Annotated in this window: 16 protein-coding genes and 1 tRNA gene; 14 read left to right on the forward strand and 3 right to left on the reverse strand. The window is 71.3% G+C overall.

What is annotated here, in order from left to right; translation table 11 throughout:
* The first annotated feature begins 41 nt into the window (after positions 1 to 41).
* The 10 genes from AB0F52_RS13720 (at position 42) to AB0F52_RS13765 (ending at position 12,911) form a co-directional block, all read left to right on the forward strand.
* Complete coding sequence (locus tag AB0F52_RS13720; protein WP_360169244.1) at positions 42 to 1,802, forward strand: hypothetical protein; 1,761 nt, start codon at positions 42 to 44, stop codon at positions 1,800 to 1,802.
* A 313-nt stretch (positions 1,803 to 2,115) separates the two neighbouring features.
* Positions 2,116 to 2,250, forward strand: a tRNA-OTHER gene (locus AB0F52_RS13725).
* A gap of 33 nt (positions 2,251 to 2,283) precedes the next feature.
* Positions 2,284 to 3,396: a VWA domain-containing protein gene (locus tag AB0F52_RS13730; protein WP_360169247.1), complete on the forward strand. Its 1,113-nt coding sequence runs from the start codon at positions 2,284 to 2,286 to the stop codon at positions 3,394 to 3,396.
* On the forward strand, positions 3,389 to 4,501 hold the full coding sequence (locus AB0F52_RS13735; RefSeq protein WP_360169250.1) for an XdhC/CoxI family protein: 1,113 nt from the start codon (positions 3,389 to 3,391) through the stop codon (positions 4,499 to 4,501). The genes AB0F52_RS13730 and AB0F52_RS13735 overlap by 8 nt, the downstream gene beginning before the upstream one ends.
* A gap of 204 nt (positions 4,502 to 4,705) precedes the next feature.
* The gene (locus AB0F52_RS13740; protein WP_360169253.1) at positions 4,706 to 5,230 is read left to right on the forward strand and encodes a (2Fe-2S)-binding protein; all 525 of its coding nucleotides are present in this window, start codon (positions 4,706 to 4,708) and stop codon (positions 5,228 to 5,230) included.
* Complete coding sequence (locus AB0F52_RS13745) at positions 5,230 to 7,671, forward strand: molybdopterin cofactor-binding domain-containing protein (RefSeq protein WP_360169256.1); 2,442 nt, start codon at positions 5,230 to 5,232, stop codon at positions 7,669 to 7,671. Before AB0F52_RS13740 ends, AB0F52_RS13745 begins: the two co-directional genes overlap by 1 nt.
* The gene (locus AB0F52_RS13750) at positions 7,668 to 8,522 is read left to right on the forward strand and encodes a xanthine dehydrogenase family protein subunit M (RefSeq protein WP_360169259.1); all 855 of its coding nucleotides are present in this window, start codon (positions 7,668 to 7,670) and stop codon (positions 8,520 to 8,522) included. The genes AB0F52_RS13745 and AB0F52_RS13750 overlap by 4 nt, the downstream gene beginning before the upstream one ends.
* 99 nt (positions 8,523 to 8,621) lie before the next feature.
* Complete coding sequence (locus tag AB0F52_RS13755) at positions 8,622 to 9,536, forward strand: SRPBCC domain-containing protein (protein WP_360169262.1); 915 nt, start codon at positions 8,622 to 8,624, stop codon at positions 9,534 to 9,536.
* Between the two features lie 500 nt (positions 9,537 to 10,036).
* Positions 10,037 to 11,329, forward strand: coding sequence for a GGDEF domain-containing protein (locus AB0F52_RS13760; RefSeq protein ID WP_360169265.1), 1,293 nt, complete (start codon positions 10,037 to 10,039; stop codon positions 11,327 to 11,329).
* Positions 11,330 to 11,843: 514 nt separating this feature from the next.
* Positions 11,844 to 12,911: an NAD(P)-binding domain-containing protein gene (locus AB0F52_RS13765; RefSeq protein ID WP_360169268.1), complete on the forward strand. Its 1,068-nt coding sequence runs from the start codon at positions 11,844 to 11,846 to the stop codon at positions 12,909 to 12,911.
* A gap of 144 nt (positions 12,912 to 13,055) precedes the next feature.
* On the opposite strand, the gene AB0F52_RS13770 is transcribed toward AB0F52_RS13765, so the two are convergent.
* Complete coding sequence (locus AB0F52_RS13770) at positions 13,056 to 14,105, reverse strand: aldo/keto reductase (RefSeq protein ID WP_360169271.1); 1,050 nt, start codon at positions 14,103 to 14,105, stop codon at positions 13,056 to 13,058.
* A 100-nt stretch (positions 14,106 to 14,205) separates the two neighbouring features.
* On the opposite strand from AB0F52_RS13770, the gene AB0F52_RS13775 reads away from it, so the two are divergent.
* The 4 genes from AB0F52_RS13775 to AB0F52_RS13790 all read left to right on the forward strand — a co-directional run bounded on the left by AB0F52_RS13775 (position 14,206) and on the right by AB0F52_RS13790 (position 18,817).
* A complete protein-coding gene (locus tag AB0F52_RS13775; RefSeq protein WP_360169274.1) occupies positions 14,206 to 14,781 on the forward strand; it encodes a TetR/AcrR family transcriptional regulator in 576 nt (191 codons plus the stop codon).
* Between the two features lie 288 nt (positions 14,782 to 15,069).
* Positions 15,070 to 16,626, forward strand: a complete 1,557-nt coding sequence (locus tag AB0F52_RS13780; protein WP_360169603.1) for a discoidin domain-containing protein — start codon at positions 15,070 to 15,072, stop codon at positions 16,624 to 16,626.
* 8 nt (positions 16,627 to 16,634) lie between these two features.
* Positions 16,635 to 17,867 carry an MFS transporter gene (locus AB0F52_RS13785; protein WP_360169277.1) on the forward strand — a complete coding sequence of 411 codons (1,233 nt, stop codon included), beginning with the start codon at positions 16,635 to 16,637 and terminating at the stop codon, positions 17,865 to 17,867.
* Positions 17,864 to 18,817 carry a hypothetical protein gene (locus AB0F52_RS13790; RefSeq protein WP_360169280.1) on the forward strand — a complete coding sequence of 318 codons (954 nt, stop codon included), beginning with the start codon at positions 17,864 to 17,866 and terminating at the stop codon, positions 18,815 to 18,817. The genes AB0F52_RS13785 and AB0F52_RS13790 overlap by 4 nt, the downstream gene beginning before the upstream one ends.
* On the opposite strand, the gene iolD is transcribed toward AB0F52_RS13790, so the two are convergent.
* Positions 18,802 to 20,637 (reverse strand): 3D-(3,5/4)-trihydroxycyclohexane-1,2-dione acylhydrolase (decyclizing), encoded by a 1,836-nt coding sequence (iolD, locus tag AB0F52_RS13795; protein WP_360169283.1) that lies wholly within the window; start codon positions 20,635 to 20,637, stop codon positions 18,802 to 18,804. The genes AB0F52_RS13790 and iolD overlap by 16 nt on opposite strands.
* Entirely contained in the window at positions 20,634 to 21,524 is an 891-nt protein-coding gene (iolB, locus tag AB0F52_RS13800; protein WP_360169286.1) for a 5-deoxy-glucuronate isomerase, read from the reverse strand. The genes iolD and iolB overlap by 4 nt, the downstream gene beginning before the upstream one ends.
* Between the last annotated feature and the right edge of the window lie 58 nt (positions 21,525 to 21,582).

Genomic DNA, 21,582 nt, shown 5'->3' on the forward strand with positions numbered 1-21,582 from the left:
GGTCGGGGACGGGTGTGGTCGAAGCGAGGGAGAACCAGCGGATGAGCGTGGCGGAGACGACGGAGACCAGGCCGCCGTCGGAAACTGAGCCCGATCGGCCGGGGCCGGCGACCACCGGGCGGAGCCGGCGCGGCAAGCTCGCCGCGGTGGCCGCGGTCCTCGGCGGCACCGCGCTGATCGCCGTGCACGCCTCCCTCTACGGCCACTGGCTGATCGACGACTCGGCGATCACGTTCGCCTACTCGCGCAACGTCGCCGACGGCTTCGGGCCGGTGCTCCAGCCCGGCGCCGCGCCGGTCGAGGGGTACTCCAACCCGACCTGGATGATCCTGCTCGCCCTCGGCAAGCTCGTCGGCCTGTTCGACCACGGCACGCTCTTCGGCGTCTCCGACCAGATCCTCTTCCCGAAGGCGCTCGCGCTGGCCTGCTGCGCGGGCATCCTCGTGCTGTTCCACGCCGGGGCGAAGGTGCTCAGCCGCCGCCCGGCTCTCATCACCTTCGTCGCCGGGGCCGCGCTCGCCGCGATCCCGTCGTTCGTCATCTGGTGCTTCTCCGGGCTGGAGAACTCCTTCTACGCGCTCACGGTCGCCGCCCTCGCGGTGCTGATCCTGCGCGCGGTCCACGGCGGCCGGCTCCTCGACACCCAGGTCGCCGTCGGCACCGGGCTGATCGCCGTGCTCGCCGCGCTGACCCGGCCCGACGGGATCATCTACGCCGGCGCGTACCCGATCGTCGTCCTGCTGTTCCTCAAGCGGGAACTGCTCGGCCGCAGCGTCCGCGCGGTCGTCGTCTCCGTCGCCGGCTTCGCCGTCCCGTACGGCGCCTACCTGGTCTTCCGCTGGTTCGAGTTCGGCCGCCTGGTCCCGAACACCGCCGTCGCGAAGGGCCAGGAGCCGCCGACGGTCGAGGACCTCGCCCGCCCCGGCGAGATCGTCTCGTACGTGGGCTGGCTGATCGTCGCGGTCGCCGTCGCGTGCCTGGTGCTGCTGATGGTCCGGCCGTCGCGGCTGCGCACCGGGCTGGTCGCCCTGCTGGTGCCGTTCGGGCTCACCGTGGCCGCCTACATCGTGCTCGAGTTCGACTGGATGGGACAGCTGCGGTTCGCCACGCCGGTCTGGACGCTCGGTGCGTTCGGCGGCGCGATCGTGGTCGTCGAGGCGCTGGCCGCGGCCCGCCTGCGCGGCCGGATCGTGCTCGCCTGCCTGCTGGTGGTGGCGCTGGTCAGCTCGGTGAGCGGGCTCTACGACCAGGGCACCTCCTACCGCGCCAACGTCAAGACGGCGATGTGCATCGTCGCCGAGCGCGACGCCCGCACCATCAACGGCCTGGCGGACATCCTGAAGCTGCCCGACTCCGCCCAGGTCGGCCTGATCGACCTCGGCGGGACGTCGCTGGGCAGCCGCCTCCGGGTGCTCGACCTGGCCGGCCTCGGCGACAAGCAGGTCGCCGACTACCTGCACGAGTCCGATGTGACCGGCGTCCGCAACTACGTGTTCGACCAGGCCAAGCCCGAGCTGGTCACGTTCATCGGTTCGTGGATCAGCACGCTGGGCTTCGACCAGGACCCGCGGTTCGAGCGCGAATACGCCACGATCTTCGTCAACCCGCCGATCGGCAACCTGACCATCGATTCGCGCAACTGGGTCAGCTACCACGTCCGGCGTGACCTGGTCGACGACGCGAAGCTGGCGGAACTCAAGGCCTACACCCAGAAGACCCTGCCGCCGCTCCTGGAGCTGAACAAGGGGGCGGGGCTGCGGGGCTGCGCGAACATCCAGCCCGGCTTCAAGGCCGCTGCCTGACTCCGAACACCCGGCGCCCGCCTCGATGGTCCACAAAGGACCACCGAGGCGGGCGTTTTAATTGCGTTGCCGCTCCCGGCGGACTCGGGCATCCTTCTTTTCACCAGCACAGCACGCCCCACCGAGAGGAGGAGATCGTGACCCGGCGGCAAGACCGGAACTCCTGCGGCGCGATCTCCCGCGTCGTTCGCTGAAATTCCCTTTTCTTTCCGAAAAGCTCTTCGCGCCCACCCGCCGCTACCTTGGGTCGGCCGCGGCGAAGAGCGCGGTCTGCGCGCCTGCCCGGGGAGGGGTGCGTGCGCAGACCGCCCTTGTCCCGGTAGCTCAGCAGGACAGAGCGCGGCATTGCCACGGGGGTCCAGGGGGCTTGCCCCCTGGCCGGGGTCTGGGGCTGGGCCCCAGCCAGACGAGCACGCCGAGGTCCGAGGTTCGAGTCCTCGCCGGGACACCGACAAGGCGCGATCGAGCGCACAATGGAGACATGACCACGGTCTCCGATCCGGTGGCGGGGTACGCCGGGTTCGCCGCCGCGTTGCGCGAAGCCGGTGTCGCCTGCGACGCGCACCGCGTGCAGGCCTACCTGTCCGCCGTCGCCGAGATCGACGTCGCCGAGCCCACCCAGCTGTACTGGGCCGGGCGGCTGACGCTGTGCTCCAGCCCCGACGACCTCCCGTACTACGAAGAAGCCTTCAGCCAGTGGTTCTCGATCGAGACCTCCACTCCGCGACGCGCGACGCCGGCCGCGCCCAAGAAGGCCAGGATCGCCCCGCTGGCCGCCGCCGAAGGCGCGGACGCCGAGGGCGGCGAGGGATCCGACCAGCTGAAAGTCGCCGCCAGCGCCCACGAAGTCCTGCGCCATCGCGACCTCGCCGAGCTGACCACCGCCGAACGCGAACACCTCCGCGAGCTGCTGGCCACCCTGAAGCCGGCACTCCCGCGGCGCCCGGCCGCCCGGCGGACCCCGTCGCGGCGTGGCCGCCTCGACCCGTCGCGCACGCTGCGCGCCATGCTGGCCAGCGGCGGCGAGCCCCTCAAGCTCGTGCACGCCCGCCGCGGCAGCCGGCCGCGGCGGGTGGTGCTGCTCATCGACGTCTCCGGCTCGATGAGCCCCTATGCCGACGCCCTGCTGCGGTTCGCCCACGTCCTGACGCGGGCCGCGCCGCCGTCCGTCGAGGTGTTCACGCTCGGCACGCGGCTGACCCGGGTGTCGCGCCAGCTGCGGCAGCGCGATCCGGAACGCGCGATGCTCGCGGCGGGCTCGGCCGTGCCGGACTTCGCCGGCGGGACCCGGCTCGGCGAGACGCTCCAGGCGTTCCTCGACCGCTGGGGCCGGCGCGGGGTGGCGCGCCGCGCCGTGGTCACGGTGTTCTCCGACGGCTGGGAACGCGGCGACACCGGCCTGCTCGGCGAGCAGCTCGCGCAGCTGCGCCGGCTCGCGCACGCCGTATTCTGGGTGAATCCGCACGCCGGCCGTGCGGGCTACGCTCCGGTCCAGTCGGGCATCGTGGCCGCGCTGCCCCACATCGACCGGCTGCTGGCCGGGCACACCCTGGCCACTTTGGAACGACTGCTCGGGGAGATTGCCGATGCGTGACGTACTGGACGACGTGTTCCGCCGCTGGTCCGACGGCGAAACCGTCGGGCTCGGCACCGTGGTCGCCACCTTCTCGTCGGCTCCGCGCGCGCCGGGCGCCGCGATGGTCGTCGCGCCGGACGGCACGGTCGCCGGCAGCGTGTCCGGCGGCTGCGTCGAAGGCGCGGTCTACGAGCTCGCGCAGGAGGTGGTCGCCGAGCGCAAGCCGGTGCTGCAGCGCTACGGCGTCACCGACGACGACGCGTTCGCGGTGGGCCTGACCTGCGGCGGGATCATCGACATCTACGTCGAGCACGTCGACCGCGACTCGATGCCGGAGCTCGGCGAGGTCGTCGCGTCGGTGCGCGGCGGCGAGCCGGTCGCGGTCGTCACGATCATCGAGCACGAACGCGAAGGCCTGGTCGGCGAGCACATGATCGTCTGGCCGGACCGCACCGCGGGCTCGCTCGGCTCGTCGCGGATGGACGACGCGGTGGCCGACGACGCGCGTGGCCTGCTGGCCAGCGGCCGCACCGGCACCCTGCACTACGGCCCGGACGGGCAGCGCCGCGGCGAGGGGATGGCGGTGTTCGTCAACTCCTTCGAGCCGCCGCCCCGGCTCCTGGTCTTCGGCGCGATCGACTTCGCCGCCGCGATGGCGCGCATGGGCGCCTACCTCGGTTACCAGGTCACGGTGTGCGACGCGCGGCCGGTGTTCGCCACCACCAGCCGGTTCCCGGACGCGCACGAGGTCGTCGTCGACTGGCCGCACCGCTACCTGCAGGCGGAGGCGGACGCCGGCCGCATCGACCAGCGCACGGCGATCGCGGTGCTGACCCACGACCCCAAGTTCGACGTGCCGCTGCTGGAGGTCGCGCTGCGCCTGGAGGTCGGGTACGTCGGCGCGATGGGGTCCCGCAAGACCCACGACGACCGCTTCGCGCGGCTGCGGGAAGCGGGGATCACCGAGGCGGAGCTGGAAAGGCTGTCGTCGCCGATCGGCCTCGACCTGGGCGCGCGCACGCCGGAGGAGACGGCCGTGTCGATCGCGGCGGAGATCATCGCGCTGCGGTGGGGCGGCGGCGGCAAGCGCCTCGCCGAGCTCTCGGGACGCATTCACGGCTGAGTACCCCGAGTGGGTGCATAAAGTTCACCCATCCGGACTGCCGCACATACGGACTCTCGCTGCGCTTGGACACGCATTTGCGGAGCAGTTAGTTGAACGTGTGACATCAGGGCTTGTCGACGCGAAGGTCGCGTAGCACGCTCGGGGTTTGTGAGCCCGATCACTGTCGGGCGGGCCGTTCCCGAACCGGCTTTTGGAGGCCTGATGCGCATCACCGTCACCGTCGACGGGACGAAGTACACCGACGAAGTCGAACCCCGCACCCTCCTCGTGCACCACCTGCGAGAGCGGCTCGGCAAGGTCGGCACCGTCGTCGGCTGCGACACCAGCAACTGCGGCGCCTGCACCGTCCACCTCGATGGGCACAGCGTGAAGTCCTGCTCCGTGCTGGCCGTGCAGGCCGACGGCTGCGAGGTCACCACCGTCGAAGGGCTCGCCCGCGACGGCAAGCTGCACCCGGTCCAGCAGGCGTTCCACGACAACCACGCGCTGCAGTGCGGGTTCTGCACGCCCGGGATGATCATGCAGTCGATCGACCTGCTGGCCGACAACCCCGACCCGGACGAGCAAGCCGTCCGCGAGGGCCTCGAGGGCAACCTCTGCCGCTGCACCGGCTACCAGAACATCGTCCGCGCGGTCCGCGACGCCGCGAAGCACATGAGTCCCGGCGCCGGGCCCGAAGCCGAGCGGATCGCCGAGAACAAGCATGTCGGCGTGGGTGGTGACTGATGACCGCCACGATCGAACCGGAGGTCGGGAAGTCCCGCCGCCGCAAGGAGGACGAGCGGCTGATCACCGGCCGCACCCGCTGGACCGACAACATCACGCTGCCCGGCCTGCTGCACATGGCGGTCCTGCGCAGCCCGTTCGCGCACGCCAAGATCGTCTCGATCGACACGTCGGCGGCGAAGAGCGCGCCGGGCGTCATCGCCGTCTACACCGCGAAGGACCTCGACCCGGACGGCTCGATCGGCATGCCGTGCGCGTGGCCGATCACGCCGGACATGAAGGCGCCGCGCCGTCCGGTGCTCGCCTCCGACACGGTCAACTTCGCCGGTGAGGGCGTCGCGGTCGTCGTCGCGCGGTCGTCCGCCGAGGCGCACGACGCGCTCGAGGAGATCGACGTCGAATACGACGAGCTGCCGGTCGTCCTCGACATGGAAGCCGCGATCGCCGACGGTGCCCCGCTGGTCCACGAGGACCTGGGCACCAACACGAGCGCGGTCTGGAAGTTCGACTCCGCCGAGGCCGGCACCGGCGGCAACGTCGAGGACGCGCTCAGCTCGTCGGAGGTCGTGCTCAAGCGCCGCTTCCGCCAGCAGCGCCTGGTCCCGGCGTTCATGGAGCCACGCGCCTGCGTCGTCGACCCGACCAGCGCGCAGATCACCATGTGGTCGGCCACCCAGGTGCCGCACATCCTGCGCGTGATGTCGGCGCTGACGCTCGGCATCCCCGAGCACAAGCTGCGCGTGATCGCCCCGGACGTCGGCGGCGGCTTCGGCGGCAAGATCGGCGTGCTGCCGGAAGAAATGATGTCGCTGCTCGTCGCGCGGAAGCTCGGCAAGCCGGTCAAGTGGAACGAGACGCGGTCGGAGACGATGCTCGCCGCGCACCACGGCCGCGACCAGATCCAGGACATCACCATCTCGGCGTCCCGCGACGGTCAGGTCACCGGCCTCAAGGTCGAGCTGCTCGCCAACCTCGGTGCGTACAACGGCCTGGTCGGGCCGGGCGTGCCGATCCTCGGCGCGTTCATGTTCAACGCGATCTACAAGATCCCGGCGTACCACTTCGCGTGCACCAACGTGTACACGACGACGACGCTGACCGACGCCTACCGCGGCGCCGGCCGCCCGGAGGCGACGTTCGCGATCGAGCGGATCATGGACGAGCTCGCCGTCGAGCTCGGCATGGACCCGCTGGAACTGCGCGAGAAGAACTGGATCAAGCACGAGGAGTTCCCGTTCACGACCGTGTGCGGGCTGACCTACGACTCCGGCAACTACGAGGCCGCGACCGAGAAGGCGAAGCAGCTCTTCGACTACGACGGCCTGCGCGCCGAGCAGGAGCGACGCCGGGCGTCGAAGGACAAGGTGCAGCTCGGCATCGGCATCTCGACGTTCACCGAGATGTGCGGGCTCGCGCCGTCCCGGGTGCTCGGTTCGCTCGACTACGGCGCCGGCGGCTGGGAGTACGCCTCGATCCGCATGCTGCCGACCGGCAAGGTCGAGGTCACGACGGGCGCGTCCGCGCACGGCCAGGGCCACGAGACGGCGTGGAGCCAGATCGTCGCCGACCAGCTGGGTGTCGCGTTCGAGGACGTCGAAATCCTGCACGGCGACACGCAGTCGTCGCACAAGGGCATGGACACCTACGGCTCGCGGTCGCTGGTCGTCGGCGGGATCGCCGTCGTCAAGGCCGCGGAGAAGGTGATCGCCAAGGCCAAGCCGATCGCGGCGCACCTGCTCGAATGCGCCGAGGACGACCTCGAGTTCGCCGGCGGCAAGTTCACCGTCAGGGGCACCGACACGTCCACGACCATGGGCGACGTCGCGCTCGCGGTGTTCGCGGCGCACAACCTGCCCGACGGGGTCGAGCCGTCGCTCGACTCGGACGCGACGTTCGACCCGGAGAACTTCTCGTTCCCGCACGGCACGCACCTGTGCGCCGCCGAGGTGGACACCGAGACGGGCCGGATCAAGCTGCGCTCGTACGTCTGCGTCGACGACGTCGGCGTCGCGGTGAACCCGCTGATCGTCGAGGGTCAGGTGCACGGCGGGCTCGCGCAGGGCATCGCGCAGGCGCTGTTCGAGGGCACCGAGCACGACGAGAGCGGCACGCTCACCACCGGCACGTTCGCCGACTACCTGCTGCCGTCGGCGGCCGACCTGCCGTCGTTCACCACCGACCGCACGGAAACGCCGTCGACGACGAACCCGCTCGGCGCCAAGGGCGTCGGCGAGGCGGGCACCATCGCGTCCACCCCGGCGGTGGTCAACGCGGTGATCGACGCCGTCCGGCCCTTCGGCGTCGACGACATCGAGATGCCGTTGACCCCGATGCGGGTCTGGCATGCCATCCAGCACGGCACCACCGACGCGGGCGGCCCCGGCCGCGGCGAAGCGGGTGGCGGCCTCGGTTCGATCGACGCCACCGGAGGTGCGCAGTGATCCCGGCTCCCTTCGACTACGTCCGCCCGTCCACAGTGGACGAAGCGGTGCAGGCCCTGGCGTCGGCGGGCGAGGACGCCAAGGTGCTGGCCGGCGGGCAGAGCCTGCTGCCGGTGCTGCGGATGCGGCTCGCCGCGCCGACCACGCTGATCGACCTCGGGCGCGTCGCCGAGCTGCGCGGCGTCCGCGAGGACGGCGACACGCTGGTGATCGGCGCGATGACGACGCACTACGACGTCCAGCGGGACGCCTTGGTGGCCGCGCACGCGGCGTTGCTCAAAGAGGCGACGGACACGGTGGCCGACCCGCAGATCCGCCACCGCGGCACCCTCGGCGGCGCGATCGCCCACGCCGACCCGGCCGGCGACCTGCTGGCGCCGGTGCTCGCACTGGACGCATCGCTGGTGGTGGCCGGGCCTTCGGGGCGCCGGACGGTCCCGGCCGCGGACTTCTTCCGCGACCTGTTCACCACGGCGCTGGCCCCGGACGAGCTGCTGGTCGAGATCCGCATCCCCAAGCACACGGGGTGGCGGGCGCACTACGAGAAGTTCAACCGCGTCGCCCAGGCGTGGTCGATGGTCGCGGTCGCGGTCACCGTCCGCACCGAGGCCGGCGTCATCGAGGAGGCGCGTGTCGCGCTGACGAACATGGGTTCGACACCGGTCCGCGCATCGGGTGTCGAGGCGGTATTGGTCGGCGTCCAGGCCTCGGCGGATTCGATCGCCGCGGCGGCATCGCACGCGGCGGAGGGCACGAATCCGCCGGTCGACAGCAACGCCGACGTCGAATACCGCCGTCACCTCGCGCAGGTGCTGACGGGCCGCGCGATCGCGGCGGCGGCCGGAGCCTGACGCGCGCCCCGGGGCCGCCGCTCGCCCGGCGAGCCGCGGCCCCCGGGGCGGCTAGGGTGGGGTGCGAACACCCAGGTTCGGCAGAAAGGAGGTCGGCCCGTGCGGCTCGACCACGAATTCACCGTCCCGGCTCCGATCGGCGAGGTCTGGCAGGCGGTCGTCGACCCCGAGCGCGTCGCCCCGTGCATGCCGGGCGCGACGCTGACCAAGGTCGAGGGCGACAAGTTCAGCGGAACGGTGAAGGTCAAGCTGGGTCCGATTTCTTTGCTGTACAAGGGGAACGGCGAGTTCCTCGAGAAGGACGAAGCCGCCCGCAAGGTGACGATCAAGGCCTCGGGCAAGGATTCCCGCGGAGCGGGCACGGCGGCGGCAACGGTGACGTTGACGTTGACGGAGACGGACGGCGGAACCCACGGAACGGTGGCGACCGACCTGGCGATCACGGGCAAGCCCGCCCAGTTCGGCCGCGGGTTGATCAGCGAGGTCGGCGGCAAGATCCTCGACACGTTCGCGGGTTGTCTGTCGCGCAAGCTGGGCCCGGCGGAGGAAGCGGCGGCCGAGAAGCCCGCGGCTGCCCCGGCGGCGGCGACGTCTGGCCCGGCGGCTGCTCCGGCGACGGCCGGGGATGCACCGGCGCAGAGTGTCCAGGCCGGAAAGGCCCCAGCGCAGGGGACGGCCCCGGCCGCGGCGGCAGCGGCAGCGGCCCAGCCGGTGGCCGAACGGGCCGTGAAGCCGGTACCGGAGCAGGGCACCCCGGCGGCCACGTCCGAGCCGGTGGCCAAGCCGCAGCCGGCGGTCAAGCCGGCACCGACCACCCCGGAGATCAACACGGAGCCGAAGCCCAAGCCGGCGGACCGCCCGGCGCTGCACAGCGTCCCGGCACCCCCGGAGACCGAGGCGATCGACCTGCTCGACTACGCGGGCGCATCGGTGCTCAAGCGAGTGGCCCCGGTGCTGGCCGCCATCGCCGCGGTAGTGGGCTTGGTGGCGATCGTCCGCGCGCTCCGCAAGTGAGCCGGCCTGTGTTGGTGGATGCGTGCGGGGCGCTCGGCCATTGACCTGGGCCAGTCCGGTCCGCGCGCACCGCAAGTGAACCGGTCTGGTCCGCGCGCTCCGCAAGTGAGCCGGCCTGTGTTGGTGGGCGTGTGCGGGGTGCCGATCCGCTGAGCTGTGCCGGTCTGCTCCGCGCGGGGTCGTTGGCAGGGCGGGGGCCGCAATCTGCCGAGGTGGCGATGCCGCGGTGGTGGGTCTGCTGGCGCTTGTCCGCGCGCTGTGCGAGTGATCCGGCCTGCGACGGCCGGCTGGGGCGGGCGTCCCCCGATGGTGAGCTGTTGCTGAGGCGCTGACCTGCGTTGATCTACTTTGGGCGGGTCTTTGCGTCGGTGCGTTGCCGGCAATTCCCCCGGACTGGCGACGCGGGTCGCCGGAACGGCTACGCTGGGCTACCTGGTCGGCCGAACTTCGCGCAAGGGGTACGTCACGATGCCGGTTCGTCGCGTCTGTGGCCTCGGCTCTTGAGAGCCCAGGCCGCCGTGCGCCGGGAAGCGCTTTCCGCCTGGCCGGGCTGGCCCGCGCGATGGGCGATGTGGGGTGGTGCCAAGACCCGCTGGATCGCCTATGCCCTCGGCTGCGAACTGCTGGCCGTCGGCGCGACCGGGACGGCGCTGGCCACCGGGTTCGGCGGCCCCGTGCGTCCGGGGTGGTTTGCCGTGCTCGTCGCCCTCGGGGTCGCTCAGGCCGAGATGTCACGCCGAATCGAGCGGGTGCGCCGGTGGATGAGCGGGCAGATGCACATCAACGTCACCTCCGTCTGGTACCTAGCCGGTGTCGTCCTGCTCCCGCCGGCGTGGGTGGCACTGCTGGCTGTCGTGCTCTACACGCACCTGTGGGTGCGAGTGTGGCGACAGGTCCGTACGCGGCCCGCGCACCGTTTCGTGGCGAGCACGGCTTGGGCGATGCTCTCCTGTTTCGCTGCTTCCTCCGTTCTCGCCGTGTCGGGACTGCACGGGACGCCGCTGCAGACGCCGCGCGGGTTGTTCGCGCTCTGCTTGGCGGCCGCGGTGTTCGAGCTGGTGAACGTCGGCCTCGTGGCGGCCGGCATCTACCTGTACACCAGCCAGCGCTCGGCGGCCGACCTGATCGGCACCTGGGAGGACAACGCCTTCGAGCTGGCGACCCTCTGCCTGGGCGGGCTCGCCGCGCTCGCGCTGGTCGAGCAGCCGGTGCTGGTGGTGTTCGTCGTGGCGCCGTTGCTGCTGCTGCACCGGTATCTGCTGTTGAAGCAACAGCTGCAGGTCGCGGCCGTCACGGACGAGAAGACCGGGCTGCTCAACACCGCGGGCTGGCACGAATCCGCGACGCGCGAGCACGCCCGTGTGCAGCGCCGCGGCGCCGTCGGGGGCTTCGCGGTGCTGATGATCGACCTCGACCACTTCAAGCGCATCAACGACACGTACGGCCACCTGACCGGCGACGACGTGCTGGCGGCGGTCGCGGTGGCGATCTCCGGTTCGGTGCGCCAGGGCGACACGGTGGGCCGGTTCGGCGGTGAGGAGTTCGTGGTGCTGCTGCCGGGCATCGGCCGCGCGGACGTGCTGGCGATCGCCGAGCGGGTGCGGGTGGCGGTGGGTGAGCTGAACGTGGTGATCTCGACGGGTAGCGGGACGGTCCGGGTGAGTGGCCTTTCGGTATCGATCGGGGTCGCGCGGCACCCGGACGCCGGACCGACTCTCGATGACGTGCTCCGCTCCGCTGACGCGGCGCTGTATCGGGCCAAAGAGGCCGGTCGGAACCGGGTCGCGGTCTGATGCGTGCCCGGCCCGGGAAGCACCGGAGGGCGGCTTCCGCTGGTGGGGTTGGTGGTTGTGGTGGTTTGTGGGGTGGAGGGTTGGTGCCGCCCGGGGTGAGTGGGGCTCGGTCGAAGCGTGGCTCGGGTGGGATCGGTCGGAGGGCGGCTTCCGCTGGTGGGTTGGCGGGCGTCGTGGTTTGTGGGGTGGAGGGCTGGTGTCATCCGGGGTGAGTGGGGCTCGGTCGAAGCGTGGCTCGGGTGGGCTCGGCCGGCGAGGGGCTCGTGACGGAAGTGGACAGGAATCTGTCCCAGCTGTGCCGCTGCTGTGATTCAGCTGGTGGGTTGGCGGGCGTGGTGCTTGCGGGTAAAGGGCCGGTGCCACCTGAGGTAAGTGGGGCTCGGTCGAGGAGTGGCTCGGGTGCGATCGGCCGAAGGGCGGCTCGTGACGGGAGTGGAGAGAAACCCGTCCCAGCTGCGCCGTCGCTGTGATTCAGCACGCGAAATACCTCTTCACGCGCGGTGTTGCACCTCATATGAGCGGCGCGGATCACGAGACGGACGTGGTGGTCATCGGGGCCGGGCAAGCCGGGCTGTCTGCTGCCTACCACCTGCGGCGGGCCGGGTTCGCCAACCGGACCGGGTTTGTGGTGCTCGACCACGGGAAGCGCGCCGGGGGTGCCTGGCAGTACCGGTGGCCTTCTCTCGTTCTCGGGAAGGTGCATGGCATCCACGACCTTCCTGGCATGGCCTTCGGCACTCCGGACGTGACGCGGCCCGCCTCCGAGGTCGTCTCCGACTACTTTGCGCGCTTCGAAAGCGTTTACGATCTCCCCGTTCTCCGGCCCGTCGACGTCCAGTCCGTGACGCGGGCACGGGAGCGGCTGGTCGTCTCGAGCCCCGCGGAGTCGTGGGCCGCACGGGCCGTCATCAGTGCCACCGGGACCTGGGACCGTCCCTTCTGGCCGCGCTATCCCGGCCAGGAAACCTTCGCCGGGCGGCAGCTGCACACCGCCGACTACACCGGGCCCGAAGACTTCCGGGACCGGCGGGTGGTCGTGGTCGGTGGTGGGTCGTCGGCCGTCCAGCTGCTCATGGAGTTCGCTCCGCTCGCCCGCGCCACGGCATGGGTCACCCGCCGGCCGCCCGTGTGGCGGGACGAGCCCTTCAGCGAGGACTGGGGACGCAACGCCGTCGCCAAGGTCGACGAGCGGGTGCGCGCGGGCCTGCCGCCCGAAAGCGTCGTCAGCGTGACCGACCTGGCCGTGACGCCGGAGGTGCGCGCCGCCCGCGCCGCCGGGATCCTCCACCGGCGGCCGATGTTCGAGCGCATCACACCCGGGGGCGTCGCCTGGGCGGACGGCTCGCACTTCGACGCCGACGTGATCCTCTGGGCCACCGGCTTCCGCGCAGCGATCGATCACCTCGCGCCGCTGCACGTCCGCGAACCCGGTGGCGGCATCCGGCTGGACGGCACGCGGGTGGTGCTGGAACCCCGCCTGCACCTGGTGGGGTACGGGCCGTCGGCGAGCACGGTCGGGGCCAACCGGGCCGGCCGGGCCGCCGTGACGGAGATCCGGAAACTGCTGACTTCGGAGCGGTGAAGGTCTTCGCCGGAAGGCGGAGGTGCGGGTCGTAGGAGCCATAAGACCCACGCTACCGAACATCTGTGCGAACACCATCGCTGAATCGGGTGATCTTCCGGAAGGGAACATTTCCGTTGTGGGACAACAGAAAGTGCGCCGGTGTCACGCCAGCGCCATCCCCGGAACGCGAGCCCGGATCGCCGCCATGGCCGCCTCGTCCGAGACGCCCTGCCAGTCGTACCGCGGCGTGTACGGCGCCGTAAGAGCGCGCACGTCCTCGTCGGTCAACTCGACGTCCAGTGACGCGATCGCGTCGTCGATCTGCTGAATCGAACCGGCGCCGACCAGCGGAGCCGTGACGACCGGCTGCCGGTGCAGCCAGGCCAGGGCGATGGCCGCGCGGCTCACGCCGTGGGCCGCCGCCACCTTCCCGGCCGCCTCGGCGATCGCGCGGTTCGACGCCTCTTCCGCGGGCGAGTACAGCAGGTCCGCGTACGCCCCGTCGGTGCCGGAGCGCGCCGTCGACTTCGCGTCGTCCCAGGCGCGGGCCAGCCGGCCGCGGGCCAGGGGGCTCCAGACGATCGTGCCGACGCCCTCGTCCAGGCACAGCGGGAGCATCTCGCGTTCTTCCTCGCGGGCCAGCAGGTTGTAGTGGTCCTGCATGGACGCGAACCGCGCCCAGCCGTGCTGCTTCTGCAGGTGCAGGGCCTTGGCGAACTCCCAGGCGAACATCGAAGACGCGCCGAGGTACCGCACCTTGCCGGCCCGCACCAGGTCGCTGAGGGCTTCGAGGGTCTCCTCCAGCGGTGTCGCGTGGTCGTTGCGGTGGATCTGGTAGAGGTCGACGTAGTCGGTGCCGAGCCGCCGGAGGCTGTGGTCGATCTCGGTCATGATCGCCTTGCGGGACAACCCTTTCCCGTTCGGCCCGGGGCGCATCGGGTGGCGCAGCTTGGTGGCGATCACGACGTCGTCGCGGTCGGCGAAGTCCTTGAGCGCGCGGCCGAGGATCTCCTCGCTGGACCCGTTCGAGTACATGTTCGCGGTGTCGAAGAAGTTGATGCCCGCCTCGAGGGCGTGCTTGATCAGCGGCCGGGCCTGTTCTTCGCCGAGGGACCAAACCGGGTGGCCGCGGTCGGGCTCGCCGTAGCTCATCGCACCGATCGCGACGGGGGAGACGTCCAGGCCGGTGGCGCCGAGCTTCACGTAACGCATGGGGGTTCTCCTGACGGGTAACTCACGGAGGATTCTCCGGATCTGACGACGAAACTAGCGGAGGATTCTCCGCATGTCAAAGATGAGGCATGATCGGGGTATGACCGACGGCACGTACGGCACCCAGCGCAAGGCCGCCGCGCGCAACCGGATCGCGATCATCGAGGCCGCTCACGAGCTGTTCGCGCAGAACCCGCTGGTCCCGCTGAGCGAGGTCGCGAAGCGCGCCGGCGTCGGCGCCGGCACCCTCTACCGCCACTTCCCGACCCGCGAAGACCTGATCCTCGGGGCCTACCAGCACGACATCGAACGCCTGACGACCACCGCCGACGAGGTGCTGGCCCGGCATTCGTCCGCGAAGGCCGCCTTCGTCGAGTGGTTCGAGACGCTGTCGGCCTACATCCGCATCAAGCACGGGCTCGGGGACGCGCTGCACGGCGCGGCCGCTCAGGAACTGGTCAGCGCTTCGTGGGCGCCGACCACCGCGGCGGTCAAGAAGCTCGTCGACGCCTGCGTGGCCGAGGGCACCATCGCGCCCGGGCACGACCCCGCCGACATCATCATGCTCATGAGTTTCCTGTGGCGGGTCGCGAACAACGAAGACGGCGCGGCCCAGGGACGGCGGTTGATCGCGGCGGTCTTCGAAGGCCTGCAAGCGCCGCCCCAGTCCGGCTGAGCCGGGAAGCGCCGTCCCGGGACGCGGAGCAGTATGCCGCTCACCGGCACATGCCGTGAGCTGCGGAAACCGTGAAAAACTCACCCTCTTGACCGATTCAAGGACAAGACAAGTCTTGTCAGCCGGAACGCCGCCTCGTTACAGTCCGAGTCGTTCGCTTAGTTAGGAAACTTTCCTAACAGTTTCACTTCCGTTGACCCGACGCCGCAGCCCACCAGCCACCGCCAGGCCCGTAAGGAGCGCGACGTGCCGTCCACCCGACTACGTCCCTTTGCCCGACTCACCCCGGTGCTCGCCGCCGTGGTGCTGTTGCCGTCCGCGATCGCCGCGGCCGCCACCACCCAGGCCGCCGATGTCCTGCTGTCGCAGGGAAAACCCGTGGCCACCTCGACGACCGAAAGCTCGTCGTACACCGGTGCCAAGGCCGTCGACGGCAGCACCACCACCCGCTGGGCCAGCGCCGAAGGCGCCGACCCGCAGTGGCTGCGGATCGACCTCGGCCAGTCCGCGAGCATCCACCGCGTCGTCCTCAACTGGGAAGCCGCCTACGCGAAGAAGTACCGGATCGAGGTCTCCGACGACGGCACGTCGTTCACCACGGCCGCCACCGTCGACACCGGGGACGGCAAGATCGACGACCTCGGCGGCCTCACCGCCCGCGGCCGCTTCGTGCGCTTCGTCGGCCTCACCCGCGGCACCAGCTACGGCTACTCCTTCTGGGAGATGCAGGTCTTCGGCACCACGGACTCCTCCGGCGACACGCAGGCCCCGACCACCCCCGCCGGCCTCGCGGCGGGCACGGCGACCGCCACGAGCGTCCCCCTGACCTGGGGCGCCGCCACCGACAACGTCGGCGTCACCGGGTACGACGTCCTCCGCAACGGCACGGCGGTCGCCACCAGCGCGACGACGTCCTACACCGACACCGGGCTCACCCCGGCCACGAGCTACACCTACGCGGTCCGCGCGCGCGACGCCGCGGGGAACGCCTCGCCCACGAGCACGCCGATCACGGTCAAGACCGCGGCCGGGAGCGCCGGCTTCGTCCTCGCCGCCGCCGGCGACATCGCCGAACAGTGCACCGCGAGCAGCTCCGGCTGCGTCCACCCCAAGACCGCGAAGCTCGTCGAGAACATGAGTCCCGCGGCCGTGATCACCATGGGCGACAACCAGTACGACGAGCCCACCCTGTCGGACTTCAAGAACTACTACGACAAGACGTGGGGCAAGTTCAAGAACATCACCCACCCGGTCCCGGGCAACCACGAGTCCTACAGCGGGTTCACCGGCTACGACCAGTACTTCGGCGCCATCGCCAAGCCGCAGGGCCAGCGCTACTACAGCTGGGAAATGGGCAACTGGCACTTCATCGCCCTCGACTCCAACGACTTCACCACGCACGACGACTTCGCCGAGCCGCCCCAGATCACCTGGCTCAAGCAGGACCTGGCCGGCAACACGAAGGGCTGCGTCGCCGCGTACTACCACCACCCGCGGTGGAGCTCGGGTGACCACGGTGACAACAAGGACAGCGTCGAGCTCTGGAACCTGATGGTGGCCAACAAGGTCGACCTCGTCCTCAACGGCCACGACCACGACTACGAGCGGTTCGTGCCGCAGAACGCCGACGGGAAGGCCGACGGAGGAGGTCCGGTCGAGATCGTCGGCGGCAGCGGGGGCGCCGACCTCTACGACCTGAGCCCGGCGCACCCGACGACCGCCAAGCTGCTGAAGACCTTCGGCGTCCTGAAGCTGTCGATGACGGACACCTCGTTCCAGACGCAGCTCATCGGCGTCGACGGCAAGGTCCTCGACAACAGCCCGACCTACACCTGCCACCAGTAGGCGCGGGCATGTACATCGCGGCAAGCCGTACCTCGGACCTGGCCTCCGGGACCGACCGCAAACCGGCGCTCAAGCGGGTGTCCGCCAACGTGGTGGCGTTGGGGATGGTCAGCCTGGTCACCGACGTCTCGTCGGAGATGGTCACCGCCGTCCTCCCGCTCTACCTGGTGCTCGGCCTCGGCCTGAACCCACTGCAGTTCGGGTTGCTCGACGGGCTCTACGCGGGCGCCACCGCGGTCGTGCGGGTGCTCGGCGGGCACCTCGCCGACCGGTGGCGGCGGCTGAAGGCCGTCGCCGGGTTCGGGTACGGCTTGTCCGCGGTGTGCAAGCTCGGCCTGGTCGCGGCCGGTTCGTCGGTCGCGGCCATCGGCCTGGTCCTCGCCGCCGACCGCACCGGCAAGGGGCTGCGCACCGGCCCCCGCGACGCGCTGATCTCGCTCAGCAGCGAGCCGGCGACCCTCGGCCGCTCGTTCGGGGTGCACCGGGCGATGGACACCGTCGGCGCGTTCCTCGGCCCGCTGGTGGCGATGGCGGTGCTCGCCGTGAGCCTCGGCAGCTACCCCAGCGTGTTCGTCACCAGTTTCTGCATCGCGGCCATCGCCGTGCTGCTGCTGGCCCTGTTCGTCCGCGACCGGCCCGGCGGCGTCGACCGCGCGGCGGTGTCCGCCCGAGCCGCGCTCGGTCTCCTCAAGCAGCAGGACTTCCGGCGCGTGACGCTCTGGGCGGCGCTGCTGGGCCTGGTGACGGTCGGCGACTCGTTCGTCTACCTCGTCCTGCAGCGGCGCTGGGAAATCGCGGCGACGTACTTCCCGCTGCTGCCGCTGGGCACCGCCGGGGTCTACCTGCTGCTGGCCGTGCCGCTCGGCAAGCTCGCCGACCGCGTCGGCCGCTGGCCGGTGTTCCTCGGCGGGCACGTGGCGCTGTGCGTGGCCCTGGTGCTGCTCTGCGGCCCGCAGGCGGGGTTGTGGCTCGCCGTGGTCGCGCTCGGCCTGCACGGGGTCTTCTACGCGGCCACCGACGGCGTCCTGATGGCCGCGGCCGGCCCGCTCATCCCGGCCGGCCTGCGCGCCACCGGGCTGGCCGTGGTGCAGACGGGCCAGGCCGTGGCCCGGATGCTCTCCTCCGTCCTCTTCGGACTGGCGTGGACGCTGTGGGACCTGCGCCCCGCGGTTCTCGTCGCCGCGGTCTGCCTGGCCGCCGTCGCCATCGCCGCCGCCCTCGCGAAACCGGTGCGCCCGTGAAGAAACTCGTCCTCGCCCTCGCCGGCACGGCCCTCCTGATCGCCGCGGCCGTCACGTACACGGTCAGCGCGCGGCACGGCACCGCGGCCGCCGAACCCGCCGCCGCGGTGACCCTGGCCCCCGGCCAGCTGCTGTTCCGCGACACCGCCACCGGCCGCGTCGGCGCCGTCCCGCTCGGCGACCCGCAGGCGAAACCGCAGCTCAGCGGCCTGAAGTGTGACCGGTTCGCGGTGGCGAAGCAGACGGCGGTGTGCCTGGCCGTCCGGCCCGGCACGCTCCCGGCGATCACGGACGTCCTCGTCCTCGACGACCGCCTCGCCGTCCGCCACACCGAGACCGTGCCCGGGACGCCGAGCCGCGCGCGCGTCTCGCCGGACGGCAAGCGCGTCGACTGGACGCTGTTCGTCACCGGCGATTCCTACGCGCAGACCGGCTTCTCGACCCGCGCCGGGCTTTACGAGGTCGACACCGGCCGGCTGGTCAAGACGATCGAGGAGCTGCCGGTCTTCATGGACGACGACCGCTACTTCGCGGCCGACGTCAACTACTGGGGCATCACCTTCGCCCCCGACGGCAACCGCTTCTACGCCACCCTCGGCAGCAAGGGCAAGACGTACCTCGTCGAAGCCGACTACCGGCGGTACCGCGGGAAGACCCTGCGCGAGAACGTCGAATGCCCCTCGCTGTCCCCGGACGGCAAGCGGATCGCGTTCAAGAAGAAGGTCGGCGACGGCGTCTGGCGGCTGTCCGTCCTGGACCTCGCGAGCATGCGGGAGACCGAGCTCGCCGAGACCCGCAGCGTCGACGACCAGGCCCTCTGGCAGGACGACCGCACGATCCTCTACGGGCTGGACAACGCCGTCTGGGCGGTCCCGGCCGACGGCTCCGGCGCGCCGCGGCACCTCCTGGGCGGGGCCGCGTCGCCGGCCGTCACTCAGGACCCGAGGTAGCGCACCTGCCCGCCCTTCCCGCGCTCGTAGCCGTCGCGTCCGGCCAGGTGCTCGGGCACGCCGACCTCCCACCAGGCTCCGGCTTCGGTCCAGGCCGACGGCTGCGTCTTCACCACGACCACCGCCGGACGCCGCTCCGAGACGGCCGACTCGCGGGCCGATGCGTACGCCTCACGAAGGGAGTCCACAGTAGACGCCGTGAACACCACGCACCCCAGCGACTCCGCATGGCGTGCGAAGTCGACTCGCGGCGGCGAAGCGTGCGAAGTCGTGCAGTCGGCGTAGAAGTTGTTGAACGGCTTCCCGCCCTGACCCTCCTGCAGCCGCGCGATCACCGCGTACCCGTCGTTGTCGCAGACGACGGCGACGAACGGGTGACCGGCGAACGCGGCCGAGAACAGCTCCGAGTTCAGCATCAGGTACGAGCCGTCGCCCAGCAGGGTCGTCACCAGGCCCGGGTGGGCGATCGCGGCGCCCCACGCGCCGGACAGCTCGTAGCCCATGCAGGAGAACCCGTACTCGACGTCCATCGAGACCGAGCCGGATCCCCGCCAGCCGCCGATGAGCTCGCCCGGCAGCCCGCCCGACGCCGTCATGACGTAGTCGCCGGTCGCCGAGAGGTCGTTGACGACGCCGACGACCTGCGCGTACGACGGCAGCTCGGCCGGAGAAGACCGCAGCGAGTCGATGTGCGCGTCCCACGAATCCCGCTCGGCCGCGGCGCGGGAGGTCCATTCCGGATCCACGCGCCAGCTCTCCAGCTGGACGGCGAGGTCCGCCAGCCCCGCGTCGGCGTCCCCGACGACCGACAGCGCGCCGTGCTTCACCGCGTCGAACCGGGCCGCGTTGAGCGACACCAGCCGGACGTCGGGGGAGAAGACCGTCCAGGACGCCGTCGTGAAGTCCTGCAGCCGCGTCCCCACCGCGAGCACGACGTCGGCCGAAGCCGCGACGACGTTCGCCGACGTCGAGCCGGTGATGCCCAGCGGGCCCGCGTGCAGCCGATGCCCGTGCGGCACCAGCGTCCGGCCCGCCGTGGTCTCCACGAGCGGGATCCCGTGCCGCTCGGCGAAGTCGAGCGCGCGCTGCCCGGCCCCGGAGTACCGGACGCCCCCGCCGAGCACCATCAGCGGGCGGCGGGCGGCACGCAGGACCCCGGCGGCTTCGGTCACCGAACGCCTGTCCGGGCGCGGGCGGAGCGGCCGGTGCGTCACCGGCTCGAACAGCGCGTCCGGGAAGTCGCAGGTTTCGGCTTGGACGTCCTGCGGCAGCGCCAGGGTCACCGGCCCGGCGTCGGCCGGGTCCGTGAGCACCCGCGCGACCTGCGGCAACGTCGAGATCAGCTGCTCGGGCCTGCTGATCCGGTCGAAGTAGCGCGAGACGGCGCGGAAGGCGTCGTTCACCGTCGCGGTCGCGTCGCCGAACGGCTCGACCTGCTGCAGCACCGGGTCCGGTGCCCGGTTGGTGAAGGTGTCGCCCGGCAGGAGCAGCACCGGCAGCCGGTTCGCGTGGGCGACGCCGGCCGCGGTCACCATGTTCAGCGCGCCCGGCCCGATCGACGACGTCACGACGCCGACCTGCCGCCGGTGCGTGGCCTTCGCGTACCCGACCGCGGCGAGCGCCATGCCCTGCTCGGTGTGCCCGCGCCAGACCGGGATGTCCCCGCGGTGTTCTTCCAGGGCGGTGCCGAGGCCCAGGACGTTGCCGTGCCCGAAGATCGCGAACACCCCCGGGAACAGCGGGACTTCCACGCCGTCGAGGGTTTCCGAGCGCTGGGCGAGGATCCAGCGGACCAGCGCTTGAGCCGTCGTGAGCTTCACTGGACACGCCCTTCGTGACTCGTGACGGGGCAGCGCGGATCAAGGTCCTGCGCCGCCCACGTGTCCCGGACCCAGCCGTGCGCGGGGTCGTCGCAGAACGCCATGGACCGCTCCTCGGCCGGGCCGGCCAGGACGTTCAGGTAGTACATCGGGTAACCCGGCGCGGCCACGCACGGCCCGTGGTAGCCGCGCGGGATGAGGAAGACGTCGTGGTCGCGCACGGCGACGTCCTCGTCGAGCTCGCCGTCGGCGGTGTACGTCCGGTGCAGCCCGAAGCCTTCGCGGGACGGCGTGACACCGTCGCGGCCGGCGATCCGGAAGTAGTAGATCTCCTCGTTGACGACCTCGCACTCGGTCGCTTCGTCGTGCTTGTGCGGCGGGTACGACGACCAGTTGCCGTCCGGCGTGATCAGCTCGCACGCGTTGAGCTTGTCGGCGTGGTCCCACACCCCGGGCACCCCGAAGTTGGTCACCTGCCGCGTCGCCTGCCCGGCGCCGCGGACCTCCACCCGCACGTCTTCGGCCGGTCCGTACTTCGGGGAGAGACGGCGGGTGCAGCGCGCCATCGGCAGCGCGACCTCGAGACCGTCCGTTGTCGACAACTCGACTTCGGCGTCCCGGGGGACGTAGGCGAAGTCCGTCACGCGCGTGAAGACCGAGTCGCGGCCGCGGAGTTCGAAGACCTCGCCGTCGACCCGGACGGTCGCGGAACCGGCCAAGGGCAGCACGAACGCCTCGAACTCGCCGGTGTGCAGGACGCGCGTCTCGCCGGGGGCGAGGGAGAGCACCCGCAGCCCGGCGTACCGCCAGCCCGCGGTGTCCGGGGTCAGCCGGACCGGGTCGGCGCCGTCGGACAATGTCCCGAGTGGACGGTGCAGCTTGCTCACTTCGCGGCCTCCAGTATCTTCGCGGCGGCTTCGACAGCGGCCCCGCCTTCGTTACGGG

It is taken from the genome of Amycolatopsis sp. NPDC024027, from assembly GCF_040638975.1.
Classification (GTDB): Bacteria; Actinomycetota; Actinomycetes; order Mycobacteriales; family Pseudonocardiaceae; genus Amycolatopsis.

Bases quoted from the DNA above. Each gene is read 5' to 3' on its own strand.
- AB0F52_RS13720 (WP_360169244.1), top strand. From the start codon at position 42: ATGAGCGTGGCGGAGACGACGGAGACCAGGCCGCCGTCGGAAACTGAG.
- AB0F52_RS13730 (WP_360169247.1), top strand. From the start codon at position 2,284: ATGACCACGGTCTCCGATCCGGTGGCGGGGTACGCCGGGTTCGCCGCC.
- AB0F52_RS13735 (WP_360169250.1), top strand. From the start codon at position 3,389: ATGCGTGACGTACTGGACGACGTGTTCCGCCGCTGGTCCGACGGCGAA.
- AB0F52_RS13740 (WP_360169253.1), top strand. From the start codon at position 4,706: ATGCGCATCACCGTCACCGTCGACGGGACGAAGTACACCGACGAAGTC.
- AB0F52_RS13745 (WP_360169256.1), top strand. From the start codon at position 5,230: ATGACCGCCACGATCGAACCGGAGGTCGGGAAGTCCCGCCGCCGCAAG.
- AB0F52_RS13765 (WP_360169268.1), top strand. From the start codon at position 11,844: ATGAGCGGCGCGGATCACGAGACGGACGTGGTGGTCATCGGGGCCGGG.
- AB0F52_RS13770 (WP_360169271.1), bottom strand. From the start codon at position 14,105: ATGCGTTACGTGAAGCTCGGCGCCACCGGCCTGGACGTCTCCCCCGTC.
- AB0F52_RS13775 (WP_360169274.1), top strand. From the start codon at position 14,206: ATGACCGACGGCACGTACGGCACCCAGCGCAAGGCCGCCGCGCGCAAC.
- AB0F52_RS13785 (WP_360169277.1), top strand. From the start codon at position 16,635: ATGTACATCGCGGCAAGCCGTACCTCGGACCTGGCCTCCGGGACCGAC.